Below are 25,053 nucleotides of genomic sequence, written 5' to 3' on the forward strand. Positions count from 1 at the left end.
AAAGCTCTAAATCCGAAACCGCGCTTTCAAGCCAATGAGGTAAAAGAAGAGAATGCATGTTATGTCTCCGGCAACCCCGACCGCCCCAGCCTCAGCCAGAATCACTCGGCGCATCGCGCTCTCCGGATATCTCTTGCTGCTTCTCCTGGCAGCTCCCGTACTAGCCTTCAGCGCGCCGCTAACCGGCACCCCCTCAACGACGGCTACTACGCCCTCTACAACCTGGACTTCAACGCCGCTCACGCCCACTTCGGTCAGTGGATGAACGCCCACCCGGAAGACTGCCTTGGCTCAGCCTCAGACGCCGCCGCCTACATCTTCAACGAATTCAATATCCTCGGCGTCCTCGACATCGAGCTCTTCGCCGACGACAACCGATTCACCTCCCGCACCCGCCCCCCGTTGACCCGGCGCTCAAACAGGGCTTCAGCAACCGCATCGACCAGTCCAATCGCCTCGCCGACACCGCCCTCCAGCACAACCCCAACGACTCGAACGCCCTCTACTGCAAGGCCGTCACCTCCGGCATGCAGGCCGACTGGGCCTCCCTCATCGACCGCCACGAGTATGGAGCCTTCAAATACAGCGAACTCGCCAGCAAATACGCCAGACAGGCACTCGCCGTAAATCCAACTCTCTACGACGCCAACCTCGCCGTAGGCATTGAAAACTACATGCTAAGCCTCAAGGCCGCGCCCATCCGCTGGTTCCTCGGCATGGCCGGCGCCGGCACCAACAAGGCCGAAGGCGTCCGCCTCCTCAAACTCACAGCCGAACAGGGCCACTATCTCGCCCCCTTCGCCCGCCTCATGCTCGCCGTCGGTGAGCTTCGCGATGGCCGTACCCAGTCAGGCAAACAGATTCTCATCGGCCTCTCGCAGGAGTTCCCCCAGAACACCCTCTACCAGCGCCAGATCGCCCGCCTTCATTAGCCCCCCGGTCGAAATTCAACACTGAATCTCTCTCAGCGTGTACCCTTAAGCTATCGCTCCAGCCCACGCCTCCAGAGACGATCGCAGGCGTGCAACTCTCAACTACCACGCACCGTCAACAAAACGCAGTTCAATTTTCGTTACTACAAAGGGTTTTCATAAGCATGCGCATTGCATCTGTCGGCACCGCCTATCCACCTCATCGCTACTCCCAGGCACAAATCTCAGAAGCACTTACGGCGCGCTGGCAGGACCGCATGGAAGAGCCCCGGCTCATCAACCGGCTCTTCGTCAACTGCGGTGTCGACTTCCGCAATCTCGTATTCCCTTTGGACGTCTATGAGAACCTATCCGGATTCGGCCCCACCAACGATGCCTGGATCGTAGCCGCCGTCGAACTCGGCGAAAAAGCCATCGACACCGCCCTCGCCCGCGTAGGCCTCACCCCCGCCGACATCTCCGCTATCTTCTTCGCCTCCGTGACCGGCATCGCCAGCCCCACCATCGACGCGCGCCTCATCAACCGCATGCCCTTCCCCACCAGCATCAAGCGCACGCCCATCTTCGGCCTCGGATGCGTCGCCGGTGCTGCTGGCATCTCCCGCGCCTCCGACTACGTCCGCGCCTTCCCCAACCAGTACGCTCTGCTCCTCTCCGTCGAACTCTGCTCCCTTACCTGGCAGGACAACGACCAGTCCATCGCCAACCTCATCTCCTGCGGCCTCTTCGGCGACGGCGCCGCCGCCGTCATCATCGCGGGCTCCGAGACCGCTCTCGCCAAGCGCACCTGTGCCACCTGCATCTCCGGCCCCAAAATCCTTGACACGCGCTCGACATTCTATCGACACACAGAACACATCATGGGCTGGGACATCGGCGACATGGGCTTCAAGATCGTCCTCTCCCCCGACGTCCCCAAGGTCGTCAACGAGCATCTCCGCGGAAACGTTGAGTCTTTTCTCACCGACAACGGTCTAACACTCGATGACATTTCGAGCTACATCTTCCACTCCGGCGGCCCCAAAGTTCTCGAAGCAATGGAAACCACCCTCAACCTCCCAGACAACGCCCTCGAACCTTCGTGGCGCAGCCTGCGTGAGGTCGGCAATCTCTCCGCAGCCTCTGTCCTCGCCGTCCTCGAAGACGTTCTCGTCAACGCACCCGGCAAACCCGGCACCTACAGCATCCTCGCTGCCATGGGCCCGGCCTTCTGTTCGGAGCTCGTTCTCCTGCAGTGGTAACAGCCGCCTCTGCAGCGCCGTGACTCAAAACGAAAGCAGCACCCGGTGAACCTCCGTAGCAGCCAGCCTGCCGCGGAGGTTCTCGTCGTTGGCGCGGGCCCAGCCGGCCTCGCCGCCGCCATCGCCGCCGCAACGAAGGGTCTCCACGTCGAAGTCATCGACGCCATGCAGCCTCCCGTCGACAAGGCCTGCGGCGAAGGCCTCATGCCGGACGCGCTCGAAGCCCTTGCTGTCCTCGGCTTCGATCTCAATCGCGATCTTCGCCGTTCGGAGAATCACCCCCTAAGCGGCATCCGCTTCCTCAACGAGCCACTCCAAAACCAGCGACTCGAAGACGGGCAACTGGAATCCCCCACCACCACGGAGGCGACCTTCCCCGACGGTCCCGGGCGGGGCATTCGCCGCACCATCCTCCACCAGCTTCTGCTCGACCGTGCCCACACCCTCGGCGTCCGCTTCCACTGGGAAAACTCCGTCCAAAGCACCGAGCCGACCTCCACCGGCCACCTCCTCCGCACTAACCGTCAAACCCTCCGCACCCGCTACCTCATCGGCGCCGACGGCCACCACTCCCGCATCGCCACCTGGGCCGGCCTCACCGACGCCACCATCCACTCCCGCCGCATCGGCCTCCGCCAGCACTTCGAAGTGGAACCCTGGACCAACTTCGTCGAAGTCTACTGGAGCAACTACGGCCAGGCCTACGTCACCCCAACCTCCTCCGGCGAGGTCTGCATAGCATTTATCTCAAATGAAAAAATCCCCGCCGCCGACAAGGCCCTCACCCACTTCCCTACCCTCCAACGCCAGATCGGAACAGCAGCCCTCAGCAGCGTGCAGCGCGGCTCCATCACCCTTGGCCGCACCCTCCGCCGAGTTACAACCAACAACATCGCCCTCATCGGCGACGCCTCAGGCTCCGTCGATGCAGTCACCGGCGAAGGCCTCTGCCTCTCCTTCCGCCAGGCCTCCGCGCTCGCCACAGCCCTCGACGCAGACAACCTCGCCCTCTACCAGCGCGCCCATCGCGACATCCAGCTTCTTCCCAACCTCATCTCCCGCAGCCTGCTCCTGATGGACCGCTCTCCCCGCCTTCGCGCCCGCGTCCTCAACGCCTTCGAGCGCTACCCCATCCTCTTCCAGCGTCTCCTCGAGGTACACATCGACCACCGCGCCTGCATCTTCCCGGGTATTGACGAACTACTGGCAAGCGGACTACACATGCTGACAAGCTAAACTAGATTCAGGACGGCGGTCTCAACGAACTTTACAGCGGTACTCGCCTCCCTGTAAGTTGAGGCTATCCCCGAGGACGCCGGAGTTCCATGAACGATATCGCCACACGCTGCATTGACATCATCGCTAAATCCAAAAACATCCCCGCGGACTCCATCTCTCTCGCCAACACCTTCGACGAGCTCAACATCGACTCCCTCGACAAGATCAACATCTCCTTCGAGGTCGAAGAGGCCTTCAACATCGAGATCCCCGACGAAGCCCTCAGTACCCTCCGCACCGTAGGCGACATGGTCGAAGGCGTCGCCAAACTCACCACCGCCACCCCTTCCCCCATCCCAACCCGCTAACTATCCGGCCAATACTAGACAAAAACTTCATCATTCAGCACGGTCTCGCAGCAACGGCAACTCACCACCCGCAAACCAGCCGTCGTAGCGTCCCTCCCGCTCCCGTGTATCATTCGCTCGTATGTACGTAAGCGATCCTCAGCTGACGGCCAGTCAGGTCCTGCGGACCTTTCATCACGACGAGCTGTACCTCTTCCTGGGAGCCGCATTCACCGCCGTCGGGCTCGTCTCGATAGCATTCGCCTTCCTCGGTCGCAAGTTCGACGCCATGCTCTTCTGGCTCGCTCTCTTCGCCATCTTCTACGGTCAAAGACTTTGGCTCCAGTTAGGTCTTCTGACCCTCATCATCCCTCCCTCGCATTTCTTCGACAACCTGCGCGCTATAGGCAACTATCTGGTGCCAATTCCCGCATTCTTCTACTTCGAAGCAGCAGGCTTCCTGGGTCGCTCTGGTCGTAAGATCGCCGTCGTTCTCACCGCCGTCTTCCTGGGTCTCGCCGTCGCAACGATGTTATTCGGTGAACGAACCGCCTTTCAGCTCACAAACAATCTGGTCATCATCGCCAGTCTGTTCGCACTCATCATCCAATCTTTCACGCGGAAGGAGACAGACAAAGACTTCGTCATCGCTCGCCGCGGCATCATCGTCTTCGTCCTCTTCGCACTCTTCGATAACATCGCCGGAGCCCTGGGACACCGTGAGTTCATAGAGCCACTAGGCTTCACCTTCTTCCTCGCAACCCTCGGCTACGTAGCCGCAAAGCGCAGCCTCCATCGCGACCAGCAGTTCAGCGACCTGCAAAAGGAACTGGAGATCGCACGCCGTATCCAAACCTCAATTCTGCCGCCAGCCTATCCTCAATCCGCCAACTTCCACGTAGCCGCCCGCTACGTTCCCATGACCGCCGTAGCCGGAGACTTCTACGACTTCCTCGTTGCCGATCAGGCCCAGGCTGGCCTCCTCATCGCCGACGTCTCCGGCCACGGCGTTCCCGCCGCACTGATCGCCTCCATGGTCAAACTCGCTGCCACCTCCCAGCGCGCCAACGCAGCCGATCCCGCCCTTCTCCTCGCTGGAATGAACTCCGTCCTCTGCGGCAACACGCAGGAGCAGTTCGTCACCGCCGCCTACGTCTATCTCGACGCAGAGTCCTCCACCCTGCGATACTCCGCCGCAGCCCATCCCCCCATGTTGCTGCTGCGCGGGGGAGACGTCATCGAACTCACCGAAAACGGCCTGATGCTCGCAGCCTTTTCCTTCGCCACTTACACCACCGCCATCCACCCGCTCGAACCCGGCGATCGCCTCCTTCTCTACACCGACGGCATCCTCGAAGCCACCAACGCACAAGGAGAAGAGTTCGGATCAAGCCGCCTCCACACTCTCCTCAAAGAAGCCGCCAACCTCCGCGCTGAAGACGCAGCCGCCCGCATCCTCTCGTCTCTCGAACAGTGGTCGTCCAGGTCCCAGAACGACGACCTCACCCTCCTCGTCTGCGACTATCTCTCTGCAAACAACTCTCAACCGCGACTCTAAAGAAAAAGATCCTGCCGGACGGGCCCACTGCGCGTGGGACGGTCACTTCGCGACGCGTGTACCGGTCACAGCAGGATGAATCTCGACGGTTCTCCCGTTGGTCGAAATCAACTTTCCCCCGACCAACGGGAGGACCAGCCGAAGGGGTATACAAGTCACGAAGTGACCGCCCTCCGCGCAGGAGGCCCGTCCGGCAGGACTATCTTTCCCGCTGGGGTAGAGGCCATCCTCCTGACCATCCGCTCTAACCGCGAGAGCGAAAGAGCACAATCCGATCCATCTCTGGCGCTGCGGCAGCCTCAAGCCACAGCTCTTCAGCGACGACAGACGTACAAGGGCCATACGTGCAGATTCGAATTCGACGAGTAGCCGCTTCACGCCTCAGCCGGTTGAGCACCTCGCTCAGGATGGACCCCACAAAAGGAGTGTAAAGATAGAAGACCGTGCCAGTGGACAAATCCGCCGCTCGCGCATCCTGCTGAAGGAACGTGACCATATTCAGATTCAGCCTCTGTGCACATTGCTGGGCACGTTCGACGTAGGCCGCCTCCAACTCGATCCCTATGCCACGCGCACGGGTGCAGGCAGAGACCAGCAACGGGACATGGCCCAATCCAGAGCCAAGATCGACTAGAACGTCGGTGTCATTGAGCGCAGTCAGGCCTATAAGACTGAAGATATGACGCGCTGGGGTCGGCTGATAAAACACCATCTCTGCCTCCCGTCGAACATCCTCAACACCCGGGTCTTCGAACTGAAACACTCCACTGACCAGCTCATCCATGTAGTCATAACCCATGCCGCCGCCGGGGCCGCCCGCCGCCCCACTGCCGGGCCTCGCCGCTTCTTCCACCACCGATGAGGAATCGATCCACCGAAGCAAAGTCTCAGGCCGCTCCCCGCGCTGAATCTCACATCGAATGGCTTCGTAAAGTTCAGAATTCACAGCCTCCAGCCTGCCGCAAATTGCTCTCGCTCGGCGATAGAGCCCTGCGTCGTTAGGCCCAGTCCCAAAATCCGTTTGAGGAATATCCGGCAAATAAGCATCCAGCCGGTCAAGCGCCTCCAGACGTTGGCGAAGCTGACCTGGCTCCAGCAGCGACGGCTCATTCTCCAACTGCCAGACAAGGCGCTCGAACACATCGATCAACGGTCGGAAGCTCCATTCCTAAGCAAGAAAACGTCTCCTGTTGCCTTCCACATCAGGTTATAACCCCGATCTACCGTAGTCGGCGAGTTTCCGCATTACCGACCACCCCCAACAACACACCGAACCCAGGATTCCGGCTCAATGAGCGCATCTGGCTCTAAGGGTCGATACCTTCGTCGAATGGAATCTTTCCCTTTTTTCGGAATCAATCGCATCCGTAACAACATTCAGATGCGCAAGCTCGCTTGATCAACAATTAAATGTCGTAATACCATTTCATCCCGCGCAACATAGGAGGCAGCCATGAACACGGACGAAGTCCCCATTAACGACGCGGCCAGGGTCGCGAGAGTCGACACGAAGCTCGAGATAATCGTCATCCCCGTCTCCGATGTAAACCGCGCGAAGGAGTTCTACGGAAAGCTCGGGTGGCGGCTCGACGCCGACTACGACAACGGTGCCGACTTCCGCGTAATCCAGTTCACGCCGCCCGGCTCCGGATGCTCGGTTATCTTCGGCAAGAACGTCACTGCGGCAGCACCCGGCTCCGCCCAGGGCCTTTATCTGATCGTCTCCGACATCGCGGCCGCCCGCAACGAGATGCTCCGTCGCGGCGTCGAGATCAGCGATGCGTTCCACGACGCCGGCGGCGTGTACGCTGGCCTGGACGAGCCCTACCTGTTTGGGCGGAGCAGGGTCAGCGGTCCGGATCCCGAGCATCGCAGCTACCGCTCGTTCGCCCCATTCCATGATCCCGACGGCAACGGCTGGCTCTTGCAGGAGATCACGACGCGGCTTCCGGGCCGGGTCACCGGCGACACGACCTACGCGTCGGCTAGCGACCTGGCGCAAGCACTTCGCCGTGCCGGAGCCGCCCACGGCGAGCACGAAAAGCGCACCGGCGGGCAGCACGACGAGAACTGGCCTGACTGGTACGCCGAGTACATGGTGCGCGAGCAATCCGGCAAAGAGCCCCCGCAATAACGGACTACAACGCCGTGAAGCATGCGGACGGAACAACGGACGGTTACAAATGACCAGCACGCCCAGTCCTGCCCATAAAATCCTGTCAACCCCTGAAATCATCAAACTCCGCGTCAATCCAGCACATTAGCGTGGCGCAGGAGTTCCGTTCAGACAGATATAATAGAAGCAGAATACGAAAGCCCCTGGAGCCAACAGGGGCTTTTCAATTTTATTGCGGCGTAACTCCCTTGGATGGAATACTTTGCAAGTAAACCCTTTCGATGCAATATTTTACAGACAGCAACCGTCTGCAACCTATTCAAAACAAGTAATTTAGCCGCAGAATACCCAGGGGAGGGGGAGTCCCCCGACCCTCGAAGAATCTACAATCACCAGAGCACCATCAGGAGAAGAAGTGAATCGTGTCGTTGTCACCGGCCTCGGATGTATCACCCCCATCGGCAACACCGTCGCGGACTTCCGCACCTCCCTCTTCGCCGGCACCACAGGCATTGCCCCCTTCCCGCCCTACCCCGAAGCCCCCGCCCGCGAAGCGCACGACAAGTCACAGGGCCTCCGCTTCACCCGCACCGCCGCAGTCAAAGACTTCGACGCCACCCAGCACCTCGACTCCGGCATCCTCACCGCCACCGACCGCACCGTACACTTCGCCGTCGTAGCCGCCCGCCAGGCCGCCGCAGAGTCCCAGCTAACCAACCACTACGCACCGGAAAAAATCGCCATCGTGGTCGGCTGCGCCTGCGGTGGCCGTCAGGCCGAAGAGACCGAGACCGCCAAACTCTACACCCGCGATGCCCGCGTCCATCCCCTCACCGTCGTCCGCACCATGGCGTCCGCCGGAGCCAGCAACATCTCCATCGACCTCAAGATCACCGGCCCCGCCCTCAACATCTCCACCGCCTGCTCCTCCGGTGCCCACGCCATCGGCCTGGCCTTCCAGATGATCCGCTCCGGCATGATCGATGCCGCCATCACCGGCGGCCACGAAGCTCCGCTCACCTTCGGCTTCCTCCGCGCCTGGGACTCGATGCGCGTCGTCTCCCCCACCCAGTGCCGCCCCTTCTCCGCCGACCGCGACGGCATGACCCTCGGCGAAGGTGCCGCCATGTTCACCCTCGAAACCCTCGAATCCGCCCGCGCGCGCAACGCCCACATCTACGCCGAAATCGTCGGCACCGGCAGCACCGCCGACGCCAGCCACGTCACCCAGCCCCACCCCGACGGCGCAGCCGCCGCCATGCGCAGCGCCCTCCGCGACGCCAACGCCTCACCCGACGAGGTAGGTTACATCAGCGCACACGGCACCGGCACCCAGGTCAACGACACCACCGAAGCCGCCGCCATCCATCAGGTCTTTGGCCCCAACGCCGCCAAGATTCCCGTCAGCTCCACCAAGTCCCTGCATGGCCACTCCATCGGAGCCAGTGGAGCCCTCGAAGCCCTGGCCACCATCCTCGCCTTGAAGGAAAGTCTCCTCCCCGCCAACACGGGCATCACGCAGATCGACCCGGCGATCGACCTCGACATCATCCTCGGCGCCCCCCGCAATGCCTCTCCAAAGCTGGCCCTCTCCAACTCCCTGGCCTTCGGAGGTCTGAACGCGGTCCTCGCCTTCCGCCCTATCGAATAATCCGACGCAAACTCACGCAACGCGCGCCGGCGTAGGCCTGCCCTCAATCAGCAAAGCCGCACTCAAAGCACTCGCCACCGACAGCCCCACTGCAATCCACAGCACCACCCCATAAGCACTCACAAACGACTCCCCAATCAACCGCTGCACCCGCACATCATCGCTCCTCGCAGCCGCCAGCTTCGCCCTCTGGCCCTCCACACTCTGCCGCTCCGCCACAGGCAGACCCAGCCCATCCAGCCCCCGCCCCAACCGCCCGTTGAAGGTCATCGAAAACACCAGCCCCATCACCGCAACCGCCAGCAACCCAGCCACGCGCGACACCGCATTATTGATCCCCGAAGCCACACCCGCCCGGCTCTGATCGATCGAGCTCATCACCGTAGTCGTCAACGGAGCCACGCTCACCGCCAGCCCCAGCCCAAGCACAATCACCGCCGGAAACACGGTCGACCAGTATGACCCACCCACCCCACCCCGCCGAAATAAACCAAATCCCACCCCCGCAATCAACGGCCCAACGATAAGTGGCAGCCGCGCCCCATACTTCACGATCAGCCCACCCGACCACCGCGACAGCACGAAGATCAGCAGAATCAGCGGAAGCAGCGCCCCACCCGCCTGCGTGGCCGAGTAGTGCTGCACCTGAATCAGATCCAGCGGCAGAAAAAACAACACCCCACCCAACGCCGCGTACAGAAACAACGTCATCAGATTCGCCCCACTGAAGGTCCGTGATCGAAATAGACCCAGCGGCAGCATCGGAGCCTCGGACCGCGACTCCACTACAAAGAAAACTACAAGAGCCACCACCCCAATCACACCAGCGAGCCACGCTCGCCTTCCGCCGCTACCAGCCTCAATCAAAGCGAACGTGATCCCGCACAATCCCGCCGTAGCCAAGGCTGCGCCCCACCCATCCAGCCTCTGAACCATCTCCTCATCGCGGCTCTCCGGCACCCTCACTAAAGAAATCAGCACAACCAACACAGCCAAAGGCAGATTGATAAAGAACACCCAACGCCACGAGAGATGCTCGATCAACCAACCACCCAACACAGGTCCCACTGCCGTAGTAATCGCGGTAAAACCCGACCAGGTCCCAATCGCGCTCCTCTCTCCTCCGCGCAGAACGATGAACTGATCAACGCAAGGCTGCCCGGTATCAGCAATGCCCCGCCCACTCCCTGCAATCCCCGCGCAACAATCAGCGCACGCACATCGGAAGCAAACCCACACCACCCCGAAGCTCCAGCAAACAGTACCACGCCTACCAGGAAAATCTTCCGTCGGCCATAAAGATCACCCAGCGACCCACCCACCAGCAGCAGCGCCGCCAAAAACAACGCGTAAGCCTCAACCACCCACTGCACATCAGTCACGGTCGCATTGAGAGCGCTCTGCAACGCCGGCAGAGCAACATTTACCACGGTCCCATCAATGAACACCATGCTCGAACCGAGGATCGTAGCCGCGAGCACCCAAACCCCTCCTCGCGTCTTCTCCGGTGCAGCGGCCGCGCTGCGCATCGCACCTTCTTCACAAGGCAAATTTGGCATGGTTCTCTACTCTCACAGCCGCCGATCATACCAGCTATCAATAACGATGCCCGACCGCTGGCAGGAGTCTTGGATACCACCGTCCAGCCGATCTCGACTGGCGCATCACCGACTGCCACCTCTGCCCCGCCGGAATCTCTCAGCAAGGCGTCACCCGCCACCCGCAGAGCCTCACCACCGGCCTCGTCATACGCTTCTAGCCTCAACCCGAGATCATCGCGATACCATACCCGATAGATGATCTCCGTTCTCATCCTCACCCGCAACGAACAGCGCGACCTCCCCGCCTGCCTGTCCTCCGTCTCCTGGTCCGACGACATTCACGTCTTCGACTCCCACTCCACGGACAACACCGTAGAGATTGCCAAAGCCGCCGGCGCCCACATCCACACCCGCACCTTCGACGATTACGCCACGCACCGCAACGCCGCCCTCACCACCATCCCCTTCAAACACACGTGGCTCTTCCTCCTCGATGCCGACGAGCGACCCACACCGGAACTCTCCCGCGAGATGCAACAACTCGCCCTCGCCGCCCCCGACCAGACCGCAGCCTTCCGCGTGCGCCGCCGCGACTTCCTCTTCGACACCTGGCTCAAGCACGCCCAGATCTCACCCTTTTACATCCGCCTCGTCCGTCCAGAGCACGCCCGCTACACCCGCGCCATCAACGAAGTTCTTGAGATCGACGGCCCCGTAGCTGAACTTAGCTACCCACTTGATCACTACCCCTTTTCCAAAGGCATCGCTCGCTGGGTCGAAAAGCACAACCTCTACTCCACCATGGAGGCCGAACTGATCGTCCGCAACCAGGGCCTGCAGAAGCCTTCTTTCCGCACAGCTCTTCGCGACCCCGACTTCCACACTCGTCGCCTCCATCAGAAGGCTATCTTCTACCGCCTTCCCGGCCGTCCCCTCATCAAGTGGCTCTACATGGTCTTCTTCCGTGGCGCAATACTCGATGGCGCCGCCGGCCTCACCTACGCCACCCTGCAGGCTTTTTACGAGTACCTCATCGTTCTCAAGACCAAAGAGCTTCGCCGTGGCGGAGCATAGCCTCACACATCAGGATGATGTACCCGGAAGATCAGCGACGCGTTAGTCCCTCCAAATCCGAACGAGTTCGACATGGCATACTCCATCCGCACGCTGACAGCTCGGTCCCTCACTAATCCGAACTGACATAACTCATCCAGATCTTCGATGTTCGTGGTCGGCGGAGCGACCTGATCCCGCAAGGCCAGCACCGTAATGCCCGCCTCGAGACTCCCCGCGCCACCCAGCAGATGCCCCGTCATCGACTTCGTCGAACTCACCAGAAGACTCAACGCATGATCGCCAAACGTCTCGCTAATCGCCGTCGCCTCCGCTCTGTCACCAAGCGGAGTAGAGGTAGCATGCGCATTCAAATACTGAATCGCACTCGGCTCGAGCCCGGCATCCTTGAGCGCCAACTGCATCACCCGGCGAACCCCGCGCCCATCTTCCGGCGGAGCATTGGTATGAAATGCATCCGAGTTCGCCGCGTAGCCCACGACCTCAGCCAAAATCGTCGCGCCACGCCGCAGCGCATGCTCCCGCTCTTCAAGCATAAGAATCCCCGCGCCCTCGCCTACAACGAACCCATCGCGCCCGCGATCCCACGGCCGCGACGCCCGCGCAGGATCGTCATTCCGCGTCGACAGAGCCCGCATCGCGCCAAACCCGCCCACCGAAAGGGGCGTAACAGCTGCTTCACTGCCGCCGCAGATCATCACATCCGCATCGCCTCTCTGAAGTATCCGAAACGCCTCCCCGACTCCATGCGCTCCGGTCGTACACGCGGTGGCACACGTCAGATTGGGTCCGGTAGCCCCGTAACGTATCGAGATCTGGCCAGCCGCCAGATTTGCGATCGTCGCCGTAATGAAGAACGGCGATATTCTGTCAGGCCCTCCGTTCTGCAGCTTCGTATGCTCCCGCTCGATCACCTCGAACGCACCAATCCCGCTGCCGACGTACACGCCCACGCGCTCCGCATCCTCAGCCGACATATCCAGTCCCGACTGCTCCATCGCTAACTGCGCCGCAGCCATCGCAAACTGAATGAAGCGCCCCATCTTCTTCACATCTTTGCGATCAACAAAGTTCTCAGGAACAAATCCCTTTACCTCACCGGCAAACTGGCAGCTGAATCTCTCCGGATCGAAGAGTGAAATTCTATCGATCCCGGAGTCCCCCTCTGCAGCGCGGCCCAGGTCACCTCCGTACCAACCCCTACCGGACTCACCAGCCCGACACCGGTCACCACAACGCGAAACTGCTCTCTCATATCTGACCTCGAAGTCATCCGGCTCCCTCTATTTCGCGACGGCTGCATTACCTCGCCACGACGAACGCCTACCTTGGAAAGAGGCTCACTTCCTGGAAACACCAGTTACATGACAATCATAATTTATTTCTGCAACGCCTGATATGCGAGAGCTGCGTCGCACAAAGCTTGAATCGCCGCCGCAAAATTCTCTCGACTCATACCTTCCAGATCCCGACGCGAAACGTACCGGAATCGTTCCGCAATAAGACTCCCTCAGAACTCTCAAAGTTACAAATTTCGGGCTGCGCCTGATTTCCGGCCATATCAGCCGCTCGCTTCGCATTGCGTAATATCTCAAAAAATTCTTGCAATATTCGCAGAAGCCATTTAAGGTTGGCTCACTCTTTCTTAATTTGCCGTTTTCGCCACACTTCTAGCAGCCGCTTGGCCCTTGGAACACAGTGACGTATTCGCAGCATTCCGCTGCGACGCCGGCTTGTTGTCTAAAACGACCAAAAAAATCGCTTCAAAGCGATCACAGGGATTCTTTGTCTTTTTTCCGGAGGTTCTATGCGTAGGCAATCGGTAAGACCCTTACAGGCTGTGCTCTACAGTCTCGCCGCCATTCTGCTAACCATTCTCGGAACATCGTTTGCAAACGCCCAGACCTTCCGTGGCGGAATCAACGGCACCGTAACGGACCGCACCGGCGCTGCCATCGCTAACGCAACCGTTGTCGCCGTCCAAACCGACACAGACATCAAGCACACAGCCACCAGCTCCAGTGGTGGCGAGTTCCTCTTCCAGGATCTCCCCCTCGGCAACTACAGCGTCACCGTCAGCTTCTCCGGCTTCCAGACTGTCAAGACCGACAAGATCGCAGTCCAGGCCGGCGTCATCTTCACTCTGCCGGTCTCCCTTCCACTCTCGAGTTCCGCCACAACTGTAGAGGTCGATGCAGCAGCCGTAGCTCTCGACACAACAACCACCACGCAGACCACCGTCCTTGACGCCAAGGTCGTCGCAGACCTCCCGCTTAACGGCCGCGACTTCACCCAGATGATCTCGCTCACGCCTGGATATGCCGGATACAGTGGCGGCGGATACGGCTCCCTCAACGGCACCCGCGCCAACCAGATGAACTGGCAGATCGACGGTGTCGACAACAATGACCTCTGGCACAACATCCCCGCCGTCAATCAGGGTGGCGTCTCCGGTATCGCCGGCATCATCCTTCCGTTGGACGCGGTCGATCAGTTCTCCGCGCAGACACAGTCGGGCCCGGAAGGCGGCCGAAACCCAGGTGGTACCGTCAACCTGACTCTGCGTTCCGGCACCAATCAACTTCACGGTACCGCATACTACTTCAACCGCAATGAACTCTTCGGCGCCAAGAGCCCTTTCTCGTCTGTTAAACAAAAGGTTCGCAACTACAACACCGGCTTCTCCGTCGGCGGCCCCTTCCTCAAGGACAAGCTCTTCGGCTTCGCCACCTTTGAACACCAGCGCTTCACCATCGGCCAATCCGGAAACGCAACCGAGCCCTCCGTGGGCTGGCAGAGTCAAGCCGCAGCAATCCTCGCTCAAAACGGACTTGCAGTAAACCCCGTCATGCAGAGCGTACTCAACAGACTCTGGGGTGCAAATGTCCTCGCGCAAGACACCGTGGGGACCGTAAACAACTTCCATTCCAGCGACCCCGAGTACGGTTACAGCTGGAACGGTCTAGGTAAGGTCGACTATCGCCTAAGCGACAAAGACAACCTCAGTGCTCACTGGTTCGTCGGTCAAGGCAGTCAGGTTGCGCCCGTTGGCTCCCAACTCCTCGCTTACTACGAAGTAGCACCAATTCACGTACAGAACATCGCCGTCGTCTACAACCGGGTCATATCTTCCAGCATCTCTAACCAGGTTCTCGCCGGAGTCAACTACTTCAATCAGGTCTTCAACGACAACGAGACCGGCCAGGATGTTCAAAGCCTCGGCTTCATCACCGGCGCCACCTTCCCGAACGCTCCGAACATCACCATCGGCAGGCCCGCCACCACAGGCGGAGGCACAACCGCCGCAAGCAGCAACTTCGATCCCGTCGGCCTGACTCCCCCGAAGGTCGCAACGACATCACTGGCCACCTCACAGACCAGCTCTCCTGGACCAAAGGAAAGCACCAGATGCGCTTCGGCGGAGAATATCGTCAAGCGCAACTCGATGAGTTCTATCACCGCCATGCCACCGGCTCCTTCACCTTCGACGGAACTCAGACGACTGCGGTCGCTACGGCCAGAAACGGAGGCGTTGCACCAACGCCCAATGCCGACGGTCTGGACGGTTACCGCTACTCCCTGGCTGACTTTTTGGCCGGAACAACATCCGCCGCCAGCATCACCATCGGAGACCCCGAACGTCAGGTCTTCGTTAACACCTGGTTCCTCAACGCCGGTGATTCATGGCAACTCTCGCCAAAGCTCAACGTCAACTACGGAATCCGCTACGACTACGAGGGGCCGCTCCACAACTCGTACAAGGATATGTCGGTCTTCCGTCCCGGTCTTACCTCCACCAACGGCCTCGCCTTCCAGGGCAGCGAAATCGCCTCGCTTTACCCCAAGTACTATAAAAACTTCAGCCCCCGCGTCGGCCTCAGCTATGCAGTCGATTCCAACACCGTCCTCCGTGCCGGCTACGGCTGGTACGCTGACACCCCAAACCTGAATCCCTTCCTCGATAACCGCCCCGGCAACGCAGCTCCGAACGGCGTTGAAGGCAATCCAGGCGGTCCGAATCCTGTCTATTCGGTCTCAGCTGCTAACGGAGGATCAAACACCACCATCGTGCAGGGAGTTCCGATCTTCCCCTCCTCGGTCGGGTATCCCTGCGTTGCGACATCACCCTGCGGCGTCTTCTCCGTCAACCCCAACTTCCGTCCGTCTTACAACGAGAACTACAACGTCAATCTCGAGCACACCTTGGCACCCAGCGTGATCTTGCAACTGGGCTACGTAGGCTCCTCAGCCCGTCATCTCCTCAGTCTTCTCGACATCAACCAGGCGCTCCCCGGCATCTATAGCGCTGACATTCAACGCCAGCAGACCCGCCCCTTCTTCGGCCCCTATCAGCAGTACGGCAACATCAACCAGCTCGAGAGCATCGGCACCGCGAACTACAACTCGCTTCAAGCACAAATTCGCATTACCAACTGGCATCACTTCTCAACACAAACCATCTACACCTGGTCTCACGCCCTTGACGAAGTCACCGCCTACCGCGGCGCCCTTCCGCAAGACAGCACTAACTTCAAAGGCGACTACGGCAACTCAGACTTCGATACCAGGAACACCTTCGTGAGCTTCATGAGCTACGATGTTCCCGGTTCGCAGCACCTGAAGGGCCTCACCGGTGGCTGGCAGGTCAACGGTCTGCTCACCTTCCATGGTGGCCAACCCTTCACCGTTCACGCCTCAGGTGACATCAGCGGAACCAATGAAGGCAATGATCGCGCAGTTCAAATCGCTCCGGCACGCGTGGGCTATCAAGGCCAGTCCACAACCGCAAACTGGATCGATCTCAGCGCCTTCGAGAATCCCACTCCCGGTACGTTCGGCACCGTACGCCGCAATTCCTTCTACGCTCCCGGCTACAGTGACGTCGATCTCTCCGTCTTCAAAAACACGAAGATCGGCGAGCGTCTCACAATCCAGTTGCGCGCAGAGATGTTCAACCTCCTCAACCGAAATAACTTCGCTCCTCCTTCCGCCTCCGTCGGTGGCAGTTCACAACTCAGCGACACCATCGGCGACTACAACGGCGCACCCGGCATCGGAGCCGGCGAAGCCTTCAACACTCAATTCGGTGGAAAAATCATCTTCTAACCCAAACCAACAAAAAGCCCCATCCCGCAGAGCATCGCCGGATGGGGCTTTTCACGTCCGCCTGTTCACCCTACAAAGGCCACTTCCACTCCCGAATCTCCTTACTATCAATCCCGTTCTCGTGTGCGTAGTTCACCGCTTCGATGATCTGCCCCTTCAGCCACTCCTTTGTATGCGCCGCCGTCATCTGCAGCCGCGGAACTCGATCAATCACATCGATAGCCAGATCAAACCGATCGATCTGATTCAAGATCGCCAGCTCCAGCGGAGTATTGATGTTGCCCTTCTCCTTATACCCGCGAACATGAAAGTTCTTATGGTTCGTCCGCTTGTACGTCAGCTTGTGAACCAGGGAAGCATACGCATGGAAGTTGAAGATCACCGGTTTGTTCCTCGTAAACAAGCTATCGAACTCCTTCTCCGAAAGCCCATGCGGATGCTCCGTCTCCGGCATCAACCGGAACAAATCCACCACATTCACAAACCGAATCTTCACATCTGGACATCGCTCGCGCAGAATCGAAACCGCCGCCAGTGCCTCCTCAGTAGGAATATCTCCCGCACACGCAAGCACCGCATCCGGCTCGTCTCCCGCGTCATTACTCGCAAAGTCCCATATCCCAATTCCCTTCGTGCAATGCTTCACCGCGTCATCCATATTCAGGTACTGCAGATGCGGCGCCTTGTCCGCAACAATCACATTCACATAGTTGGAACTGCGCAGACAGTGATCCCCAACACTCAACAGACAATTCGCATCCGGCGGCAGATAGATCCGCGTCACCTCCGGACTCTTATTCGTCACAACATCCAGGAATCCCGGGTCCTGATGCGTAAATCCATTGTGATCCTGCCGCCAAACCAACGAAGTAATTAGCAGGTTGATCGATGAAATCGGCGCTCGCCACCTCAACTCCAGCTTGCTCTTCTCCAGCCACTTCGCATGCTGGTTGAACATTGAGTCGATGATGTGCACAAAGGACTCATACGTTGAAAAGAAGCCATGCCGCCCCGTCAGCACATAGCCCTCGAACCAACCCTCCAGCGTATGCTCGCTCAAGATCTCCATCACGCGACCGTCTCGCGCGAGGTCCCCGCCGTCAGCGTCCTCCGGCAGCAGCTTCGCCATCCACGTCTTCCCACTCGCCTCATAAATAGCCTGCAACTTGTTAGATGCCGTCTCGTCCGGCCCGAAGACGCGGAAGCTCGTCATATTCATTTTCATCGCATCGCGCAAAAAATGCGCCAAGACATCAGTCGGCGAAACCTCTAACTGCCCCGGTTTGTCGACCTTCACCGCATAGTCGCGAAAGTCCGGCAGTTCCATCGGCATCCGCAGCAGCCCGCCATTCGCGTGCGGATTCGCAGTAATTCTTCGCTGCCCGACCGGAGCCATCTCCCTCAACTCCACGATCAGCTTGCCCGATTCATCAAACAATTCTTCAGGTTTATAACTCTTCATCCACTTCTCAACCAGCTTCAAGTGTTTCGGATTCGTCACCGGATCAAGAACCGGCATCTGGTGCGCTCTCCACGATCCCTCCAGCTTGTGTCCATCAATCTCCTTCGGGCAAGTCCATCCCTTCGGCGAGCGCAAAATAATCATCGGCCAACGCGGCCGCTCAGGCGATGTTCCCTTAGGAGCGCTCCTGGCCTTCTTCTGAATCGCGCGAATCTCCTTCACGCAATCCTCCATCACTCCCGCCATCAACTGGTGCATCGTCGCCGGATCGTCTCCTTCGACGACACGCGGCTCCCAGCCATATCCCTTGAACATCCACTCCAGCTCTTCGGGAGAAATGCGCGCCAACACTGTAGGATTCGCTATTTTGTAACCGTTAAGGTGCAGTATCGGCAGAACCGCACCGTCGTGCACCGGATTCAGGAATTTGTTCGAATGCCACGAAGTAGCCAGCGGCCCTGTCTCAGCCTCTCCATCTCCCACCACCACGGTCACGATCAAGTCAGGATTATCGAACGCCGCGCCAAACCCATGCGACAAGCTGTATCCCAGCTCGCCCCCTTCATGAATCGACCCCGGCGTCTCCGGCGTGCAGTGACTCCCAATACCACCCGGAAACGAAAATTGCTTGAAGAATTTCTGCATTCCCGTAACGTCTTCGCTCTTGTCTGGATACACCTCCGAATACACGCCTTCAAGATAACTGTTCGACAGCGTCGCCGGCGCTCCGTGTCCTGGGCCTGAAAGGTAGATGAGATCCAAATCGTATTTTTTAATCAGCCGATTCAGGTGCACCCAAACAAACGTCTGTCCCGGGTCCGATCCCCAGTGCCCTAACAGCCGGTTCTTGATATGCTCCACCTTCAACGGCTCCCGCAACAGCGGATTCGCCCGCAAGTAAAGCATTCCAACACAAAGATAGTTACAAGCCCGCCAGTAGGCATCCATCTTCCGCAGCTCGTCGGCCGAAAGCGGCTTACCACCTTGACTCTTATCTCTAACCAGTTCCTTAGATACGTTGCTCATAAATATCTCCGTCAGCCGTAGTCACTAAGGCCGGAAGTAACTGTGAAATATATGTAACCCGAAAAGAGCTATTTTGCAGATTGGGTCATTCGATGAACATGCATCGCGATCATCCAATCTTCTTTAGCCGGAACGACAAGCACCGCCGTTACGGAGTCAGATGCACTTATCTGTCGTACGGCGTCGCCCTTAGCCGCGTTCAACTCAGAATTAACTGAAACACCCAAACCAGCCATCCCGGCGAGTATCTCCGACCGAGACCGCGTATCATGCTCCCCGATTCCCCCGCAAACACGACAGCATCAATTCCGCCCATCAGCGCAATAAAGCCGCCCAAAGCCTTCTTCACACTCCGCGTAAAAATCTCCACTGCCAGGCTTGCCCGTGCGTCGCCTTTCCCCACTGCATCCCGCACGGCCTTCATATCGTTCGGCATTCCGGAAAGCGCCACCATCCCCGCATCACGATTCAGCATCTTCTCCAACGCCCCTACCTGATCGCCCTTCATCTGCCGCAGCAGATAAAGCACCAGCCCTGGATCGAGATCTCCTGGCCGCGTTCCCATCACCACCCCACCCGTCGGCGTCAAACCCATCGTCGTATCGATCGAACATCCATCCACCAACGCCGTAACACTGCATCCGCTTCCCAGATGGGCAATCGCCATCCGTTTCGGAAACGAAATCTCTTTCTTCGCTCGCAGCTGCTTCACAATCGACTCGCAGCTCAACCCATGAAACCCGTACCGGCGAACTCCTCGCTCCCGATACTCAACCGGAATCGGGTACGTCGTAGCGGCCTCGGGCATCGTCTGGTGAAACACCGTATCAAAGCAGGCGTAGTGCGCCACATCAGGAAACTTCACCATCATGTCTTTGATCACTTCAATCACCGCAGGATCATGCAGCGGCGCAAACACCACTGCCTCCTCAAGATCCTTCATCACTTCCTCGGTAATCCGCTGATGTCGGTCGAGCTTCGCCCCAGGATGCACGACCCGATATCCCACCGCGTCCACCTTCGGCAGACCCTGCCCACTCACCGCATCAACAACCAGCCCGATCGCCTCCACCGCCGTCAGAGCTTTCACCTCTGTACGCCCGCCGCTCACATCCCGCCCACCTGCGTCGCGAAATTTGAAACTCGCCGTCCCCCCGCCAATCCCGGTCACCTCACCCTCAAACAGCGACCGAGGCTCCTCTCCCTGAGCTTCAAAGAGGGAAAACTTTATCGACGAAGATCCGCTATTGATAACGAGTATGTGCACAGCACCCCTGTCGCAAAACCCTTCCCTACGTTACACCCAACCCATCACAGGCCCGTAAATTCTCTCTCTAAGCGTTTCCCTTCAATAGAGGACGCCCGATGTCGAACATTTGTCTCGTTGTTGTAAAAAGATTGCGTGCACTCACATCCGCCTCGACCTGCAGCCTCCGGCAAGCCATAAACTCACAGCAGAGAAAACGGAGCGGGCCACCGCATCCCACAACCTGTTCCCACAGCATCCACCCGCGCTCCAGTGTTTATGGCATCGACAGTCGACAAAACCCGCGACGAGCTCCCTCTTCTATCCGCCGCAACTGGCTTCGTCTTCGCCTTCAGAGTGTCGCTAACCTTCCTATGGTTTCAGGATGAGCCTCAGTCAGGAACCATCGTCTGGCTGGTGCTAAGCCTGATTCTTCTCTCACTCGCGGCGCTCTTCACCATAGGCAGCGCACCCAACTCCACGGCGTCCTATCGCACAACACCCATACGTTGGGCCGCCGCCCTCCTCGGCCTCAGCTTCGCGAGTATCTTCTGGTCCCAGGCACCGCTCGATGCAGCCGCCGGTTACTGGCTCTCCTGGGCCGCAGACGTCGCCACCGTCTGGGTTCTCCTGCGTGACGGCGACCCCGAGATCAAGGCAGCCGCCATCATGAAAGGTTTCGTCTGCGGAGCCTGCATCGTGGCCATCGTCGCCTGGATGATCCCCGCACGAGACGACCTGCGCCTCGGCGATGAGATCTTCCTGCATCCGAACGCTCTCGGCTTTCTCTTCTCCATCGCCACGCTGCTGGCAGTCCACCTCGCGCACGAGACCAGGCTCTGGCGATGGCCCGCTCTCTTCCTCGCGACAACCCTCCTGCGCACCATCAGCAAAAGCGCAATCTTCGCCTTCCTCATGGCCTTCTGCTTCTACCTCCTCCGGGATTCCACCCTCTCCCGCAAAATAAGGATCAGAATCGGCATCGCCGCCGCGGCCGTCCTTGTCTCTCTCTCCGGTCTTCTCGAGGCCTACTTCGCCACCTACGCCGCAGGCACCGATCCCGAAACCCTTACCGGCCGAACCATCATCTGGGCCATGTCCATCGAGTACGCCATCAAGAAGCCCTTCTTCGGCAATGGCTTCTACTCCTACCGATTCGTCGTCCCACCCTTCGGACTCTTCGAAGCCCAGCAAGCCCACAACGAACTCCTTCAGCAGTTCTTCGCCTTCGGAGCCGTCGGCGCCCTGCTTACGATAGCCCTTTATTGGGCCTTCTTCCGCCAGGTTCGCCGTGCCCCCGCATCTCATCTCAAAGCGCTCGCCAGCGCAATTCTCGTCTTCGCTTTCGTCCGAGGCCTCACCGACACCCAGATCTACGATCTCTCACTTCCTCTCTGGCTGATGACCATTCTCTCCATCCTGCTTTCAATCCGCACTCCCCAATCTCAGCCAGCAGAGACAGCACTCTTCGAGACTTCAACCACATGACACATTCCATAAGACGCTCCATCCGCTCCGCAGTAGAAGCCACCGGCCACCAGATTCGGAAGACCGACGTCTACAGCTCTCAAAAACTCCGCTACCGTCGCCTCTTCTCTCTCCTCGATCTCAATCTCATCCTCGATGTAGGCGCCAACGCAGGCCAATTCGCAACCCTCTGCCGAACCATCGGCTACCGCGGCAACATCCTCTCCTTCGAACCCAGCAGCACCGCTTATCAAAAGCTTCTCGCCGCTGCCTCTTCCGATCCGCTCTGGACCGTAGCTGGCATCGCCCTCGGAGCCACCACCGGCGAGACCGAGATCAACGTCTCCGCCGACTCCTTCTGCAGCTCCATCCTCCCCATGCTCGACTCGCACCTATCCGCCGCCCCTCGTTCCGGCTACCTCCACAAAGAAAAAGTCTCCATCCGTCGACTCGACGACGTCCTCCCTCCCCCGCCTTCACCAGCCGCGCGCTCCTCAAACTCGACGTCCAGGGCTTCGAGCTCCAGGTCCTCACCGGAGCCCCCAAAATCCTCTCGCAAGCCCTCGCCGTACAACTGGAAATGTCTCTCCTCCCCTCTACCAGGGCGAAACCCTGATGCCCGAGATGTCCGCGGCCATGTGCGAGCGCGGCTTCCAGCTCTGGGATCTCGAACCCTCCTTCCGCGACCCCGCCAACGGCAGACTCCTTCAAGTCGACGGCATCTTCGTCCGCGACACAGCAATCGCATAAGACCCTCCCCCAAAAGTCCTAGCCCGTTCCCCGCGCAAAATTCGCCGCCGCCATCTAAACTCAATCCATGTGTGGAATCGTTGGATACATTGGTCCTCAGTCTGTCGTCCCCGTCATTATTGAAGGCCTTCGCCGCCTCGAGTACCGCGGTTACGACTCCGCCGGCATCGCCGTAGCCGGAGGCCCCAGCGGCCTCGAACTCCGCCGCGCCCCCGGCAAACTCCGCAACCTCGAAAACGTCATCCACGACTCCCCCATCCACGGCACCTTCGGAATCGGCCACACCCGCTGGGCCACCCACGGCCGCCCCACCGAAGAAAACGCCCACCCCCACCGCGACGGCTCCGGCACCCTCGTCGTCGTCCACAACGGCATCGTTGAAAACTACCTCGCTCTCAAAAAGAACTCATCGCCAAGGGCCACAAGTTCGTCTCCGAGACCGACACAGAGATCATCGCCCACCTCATCCAGGACGCCTATGAAGGCGGCCGCCCGCAATTTATCGGAAACGGCCGCGCTCAATCCGCCAGCCCCTACACCGCCAGCGAATCCGCCAACGAGTCCGAAGCCGTACTCACCACACTCCACCCCGACGGCACCCTCCCCATCATGTCCCTCGAAGAGGCCGTCCGCATCGCCGTCAAACGCATCACCGGAGCCTTCGCCATCGGCGTCCTCTCCGCACTCGAGCCCAACAAGCTCGTCGCCGCCCGCATGGGCCCGCCCGCCGTCATCGGCATCGGCGACGGCGAATTCTTCCTCGCCTCCGACGTCCCCGGCATCCTCCACCACACCCGCAACATCCACTTCCTCGCCGACGGCGAACTCGCCATCCTCACCAAAGAAGGCGTCTCGCTGACGGATTTCCAAGGCGCAGCCTTGCCCTGAAAGTCCAGCGCATCACCTGGGACCCCATCCAGGCCGAAAAAGCCGGCTACAAGCACTTCATGCTCAAAGAAATCAACGAGCAGCCCCGCGCCATCCGCGACACCACCCTCGGCCGCGTCTCCCTCGACACCGGAAAAGTCTTCCTCGAAGCCATGCAGATCTCCGACGAAGACCTCCGCAACGCCAGCCAGATCACCATCGCCGCCTGCGGAACCTCCTGGCACGCTGGCCTCGCCGGCAAGTTCATGATCGAGCGCCTCGCCCGCCTCCCCGTCGAAGTCGACTACGCCAGCGAGTACCGCTACCGCGACCCCATCGCCGACCCCCGCGCCATCGGCCTCCTCATCACCCAGTCCGGCGAAACCGCCGACACCCTCGCCGCCCAGGCCGAACTAGCCGCCAAAGGAAGTAAAACCCTCGCCATCTGCAACGTCGTCGGCGCCGCCATCACCCGCAAAGCCCAGGGCACCCTCACCACCAACGCCGGCCCCGAGATCGGCGTCGCCTCCACCAAGGCCTTCACCGCCCAGCTCACCGCCCTCTTCGTCTTGGCCCTCCATCTCGCGCAGGTCCGCGGCACCATCTCCGACGCCGAATCCCTCCACCTCGTCACCGAGCTCTCCAAACTCCCCGGCAAGCTCGCCTCCCTGCTCAACATCCACTCCCCCGACTCCCCCGGCTCCTCCGAAGGCGTCGCCGCCCCTCCGGCCACGCCCGAAATGCTGGTCATAACAAAAATGTGTCATTTCGACCGGAGGCGCAAAGCGCCGGAGTGGAGAAACCCCCGCATTTTGCCTCCGCATCGGCATCGTCCTGGGCAGCACCCGACCGCCGCGCCACCACCCGCCCACCCCTCTCCGCCCAGTGCGAAGAGCTCGCCCGCCTCTTCCACACCTCCGACGACTTCCTCTTCCTCGGCCGCGGCATCCACTACCCCATCGCCCTCGAAGGCGCACTCAAGCTCAAGGAGATCTCCTACATCCACGCCGAAGGCTACCCCGCCGGCGAGATGAAGCACGGCCCCAACGCCCTCATCGACGAATCCCTCCCCGTCGTCTGCATCGCCACCAAGGACCCCAACGATCCCTCCAGCGTCCTCAAGTACGAAAAACCCTCAGCAACATACAAGAGGTCACCGCCCGTTCTGGCCGCGTCATCGCCATCGCCATCGAAGGCGACACCGAGATCAGCCAGCTCGTCGAGCAGACCATCTACATCCCCCAGGCCCCCGAACTACTCCTCCCCATCCTCGAAGTAGTCCCCCTCCAACTCCTCGCCTACCACATAGCCGTCCGCCGAGGCTGCGACGTAGACCAACCCAGAAACCTAGCCAAGAGCGTGACAGTGGAGTAGCGAACATAAACATAGGAACCGTGGTGGTGTGAACGAACAATAAAGTTTGATACTCGACAATAGAGTTTGATACTGAG

14 protein-coding genes and 6 pseudogenes are annotated in these 25,053 nt (G+C 59.7%); 14 read left to right on the forward strand and 6 right to left on the reverse strand.

The annotated features are described in order from the left end of the window. Positions 1 to 6: 6 nt before the first annotated feature. Positions 7 to 243: a hypothetical protein gene (locus RBB80_RS32955; protein ID WP_433966281.1), complete on the reverse strand. Its 237-nt coding sequence runs from the start codon at positions 241 to 243 to the stop codon at positions 7 to 9. Positions 244 to 257: 14 nt separating this feature from the next. On the opposite strand from RBB80_RS32955, the gene RBB80_RS32960 reads away from it, so the two are divergent. From RBB80_RS32960 to RBB80_RS32980, 5 genes are all read left to right on the forward strand, one after another. Then, positions 258 to 932, forward strand: coding sequence for a hypothetical protein (locus RBB80_RS32960; RefSeq protein WP_433966282.1), 675 nt, complete (start codon positions 258 to 260; stop codon positions 930 to 932). A 164-nt stretch (positions 933 to 1,096) separates the two neighbouring features. Continuing rightward, the gene (locus RBB80_RS32965) at positions 1,097 to 2,173 is read left to right on the forward strand and encodes a type III polyketide synthase (RefSeq protein WP_183764215.1); all 1,077 of its coding nucleotides are present in this window, start codon (positions 1,097 to 1,099) and stop codon (positions 2,171 to 2,173) included. A gap of 45 nt (positions 2,174 to 2,218) precedes the next feature. After that, positions 2,219 to 3,409, forward strand: coding sequence for an NAD(P)/FAD-dependent oxidoreductase (locus RBB80_RS32970; RefSeq protein ID WP_433966283.1), 1,191 nt, complete (start codon positions 2,219 to 2,221; stop codon positions 3,407 to 3,409). Between the two features lie 89 nt (positions 3,410 to 3,498). Continuing rightward, a complete protein-coding gene (locus RBB80_RS32975) occupies positions 3,499 to 3,759 on the forward strand; it encodes an acyl carrier protein (RefSeq protein ID WP_433966284.1) in 261 nt (86 codons plus the stop codon). A gap of 121 nt (positions 3,760 to 3,880) precedes the next feature. Beyond that, positions 3,881 to 5,296 carry a PP2C family protein-serine/threonine phosphatase gene (locus RBB80_RS32980; RefSeq protein WP_433966285.1) on the forward strand — a complete coding sequence of 472 codons (1,416 nt, stop codon included), beginning with the start codon at positions 3,881 to 3,883 and terminating at the stop codon, positions 5,294 to 5,296. 244 nt (positions 5,297 to 5,540) lie between these two features. Here RBB80_RS32980 and RBB80_RS32985 read toward each other — a convergent pair whose 3' ends face one another. After that, entirely contained in the window at positions 5,541 to 6,437 is an 897-nt protein-coding gene (locus RBB80_RS32985; RefSeq protein WP_433970006.1) for a class I SAM-dependent methyltransferase, read from the reverse strand. A 312-nt stretch (positions 6,438 to 6,749) separates the two neighbouring features. Here RBB80_RS32985 and RBB80_RS32990 point away from each other — a divergent pair, with 312 nt between their 5' ends. Then, positions 6,750 to 7,430 carry a VOC family protein gene (locus tag RBB80_RS32990; RefSeq protein WP_433966286.1) on the forward strand — a complete coding sequence of 227 codons (681 nt, stop codon included), beginning with the start codon at positions 6,750 to 6,752 and terminating at the stop codon, positions 7,428 to 7,430. A gap of 397 nt (positions 7,431 to 7,827) precedes the next feature. Further along, positions 7,828 to 9,063 carry a beta-ketoacyl-[acyl-carrier-protein] synthase family protein gene (locus RBB80_RS32995; RefSeq protein ID WP_433966287.1) on the forward strand — a complete coding sequence of 412 codons (1,236 nt, stop codon included), beginning with the start codon at positions 7,828 to 7,830 and terminating at the stop codon, positions 9,061 to 9,063. A gap of 12 nt (positions 9,064 to 9,075) precedes the next feature. Here RBB80_RS32995 and RBB80_RS33000 read toward each other — a convergent pair. Beyond that, a pseudogene (locus tag RBB80_RS33000) lies at positions 9,076 to 10,622 on the reverse strand (MFS transporter). A gap of 237 nt (positions 10,623 to 10,859) precedes the next feature. Here RBB80_RS33000 and RBB80_RS33005 point away from each other — a divergent pair. Then, a complete protein-coding gene (locus RBB80_RS33005; RefSeq protein ID WP_433966288.1) occupies positions 10,860 to 11,678 on the forward strand; it encodes a glycosyltransferase family 2 protein in 819 nt (272 codons plus the stop codon). 2 nt (positions 11,679 to 11,680) lie between these two features. On the opposite strand, the pseudogene fabF reads toward RBB80_RS33005, so the two are convergent. Next, positions 11,681 to 12,933: pseudogene (gene fabF, locus RBB80_RS33010) on the reverse strand (beta-ketoacyl-ACP synthase II). A 552-nt stretch (positions 12,934 to 13,485) separates the two neighbouring features. Here fabF and RBB80_RS33015 point away from each other — a divergent pair. Next, positions 13,486 to 13,821, forward strand: a pseudogene (locus tag RBB80_RS33015) (carboxypeptidase-like regulatory domain-containing protein); the annotation flags it as partial. Positions 13,822 to 15,086: 1,265 nt separating this feature from the next. Next, entirely contained in the window at positions 15,087 to 16,784 is a 1,698-nt protein-coding gene (locus tag RBB80_RS33020; RefSeq protein ID WP_433966289.1) for a hypothetical protein, read from the forward strand. A gap of 70 nt (positions 16,785 to 16,854) precedes the next feature. Here the strand turns inward: RBB80_RS33020 and RBB80_RS33025 are convergent, their stop codons facing one another. Beyond that, positions 16,855 to 19,272: a phosphoketolase family protein gene (locus tag RBB80_RS33025; RefSeq protein ID WP_433966290.1), complete on the reverse strand. Its 2,418-nt coding sequence runs from the start codon at positions 19,270 to 19,272 to the stop codon at positions 16,855 to 16,857. A gap of 68 nt (positions 19,273 to 19,340) precedes the next feature. Then, positions 19,341 to 20,539, reverse strand: a pseudogene (locus RBB80_RS33030) (acetate/propionate family kinase). Positions 20,540 to 20,797: 258 nt separating this feature from the next. On the opposite strand from RBB80_RS33030, the gene RBB80_RS33035 reads away from it, so the two are divergent. The 4 genes and pseudogenes from RBB80_RS33035 to RBB80_RS33050 all read left to right on the forward strand — a co-directional run. Next, the gene (locus RBB80_RS33035) at positions 20,798 to 22,006 is read left to right on the forward strand and encodes an O-antigen ligase family protein (protein ID WP_433966291.1); all 1,209 of its coding nucleotides are present in this window, start codon (positions 20,798 to 20,800) and stop codon (positions 22,004 to 22,006) included. Then, positions 22,003 to 22,911, forward strand: coding sequence for an FkbM family methyltransferase (locus tag RBB80_RS33040; protein WP_433966292.1), 909 nt, complete (start codon positions 22,003 to 22,005; stop codon positions 22,909 to 22,911). Before RBB80_RS33035 ends, RBB80_RS33040 begins: the two co-directional genes overlap by 4 nt. Further along, a pseudogene (locus RBB80_RS33045) lies at positions 22,803 to 24,281 on the forward strand (glutamine--fructose-6-phosphate aminotransferase); the annotation flags it as partial. The gene RBB80_RS33040 and the pseudogene RBB80_RS33045, both read left to right, overlap by 109 nt. 204 nt (positions 24,282 to 24,485) lie before the next feature. After that, a pseudogene (locus RBB80_RS33050) lies at positions 24,486 to 24,976 on the forward strand (SIS domain-containing protein); the annotation flags it as partial. Positions 24,977 to 25,053 lie beyond the last annotated feature (77 nt).

Source organism: Tunturiibacter gelidiferens (genome assembly GCF_051013345.1).
In the GTDB taxonomy this organism is placed as follows: domain Bacteria; phylum Acidobacteriota; class Terriglobia; order Terriglobales; family Acidobacteriaceae; genus Edaphobacter; species Edaphobacter gelidiferens_A.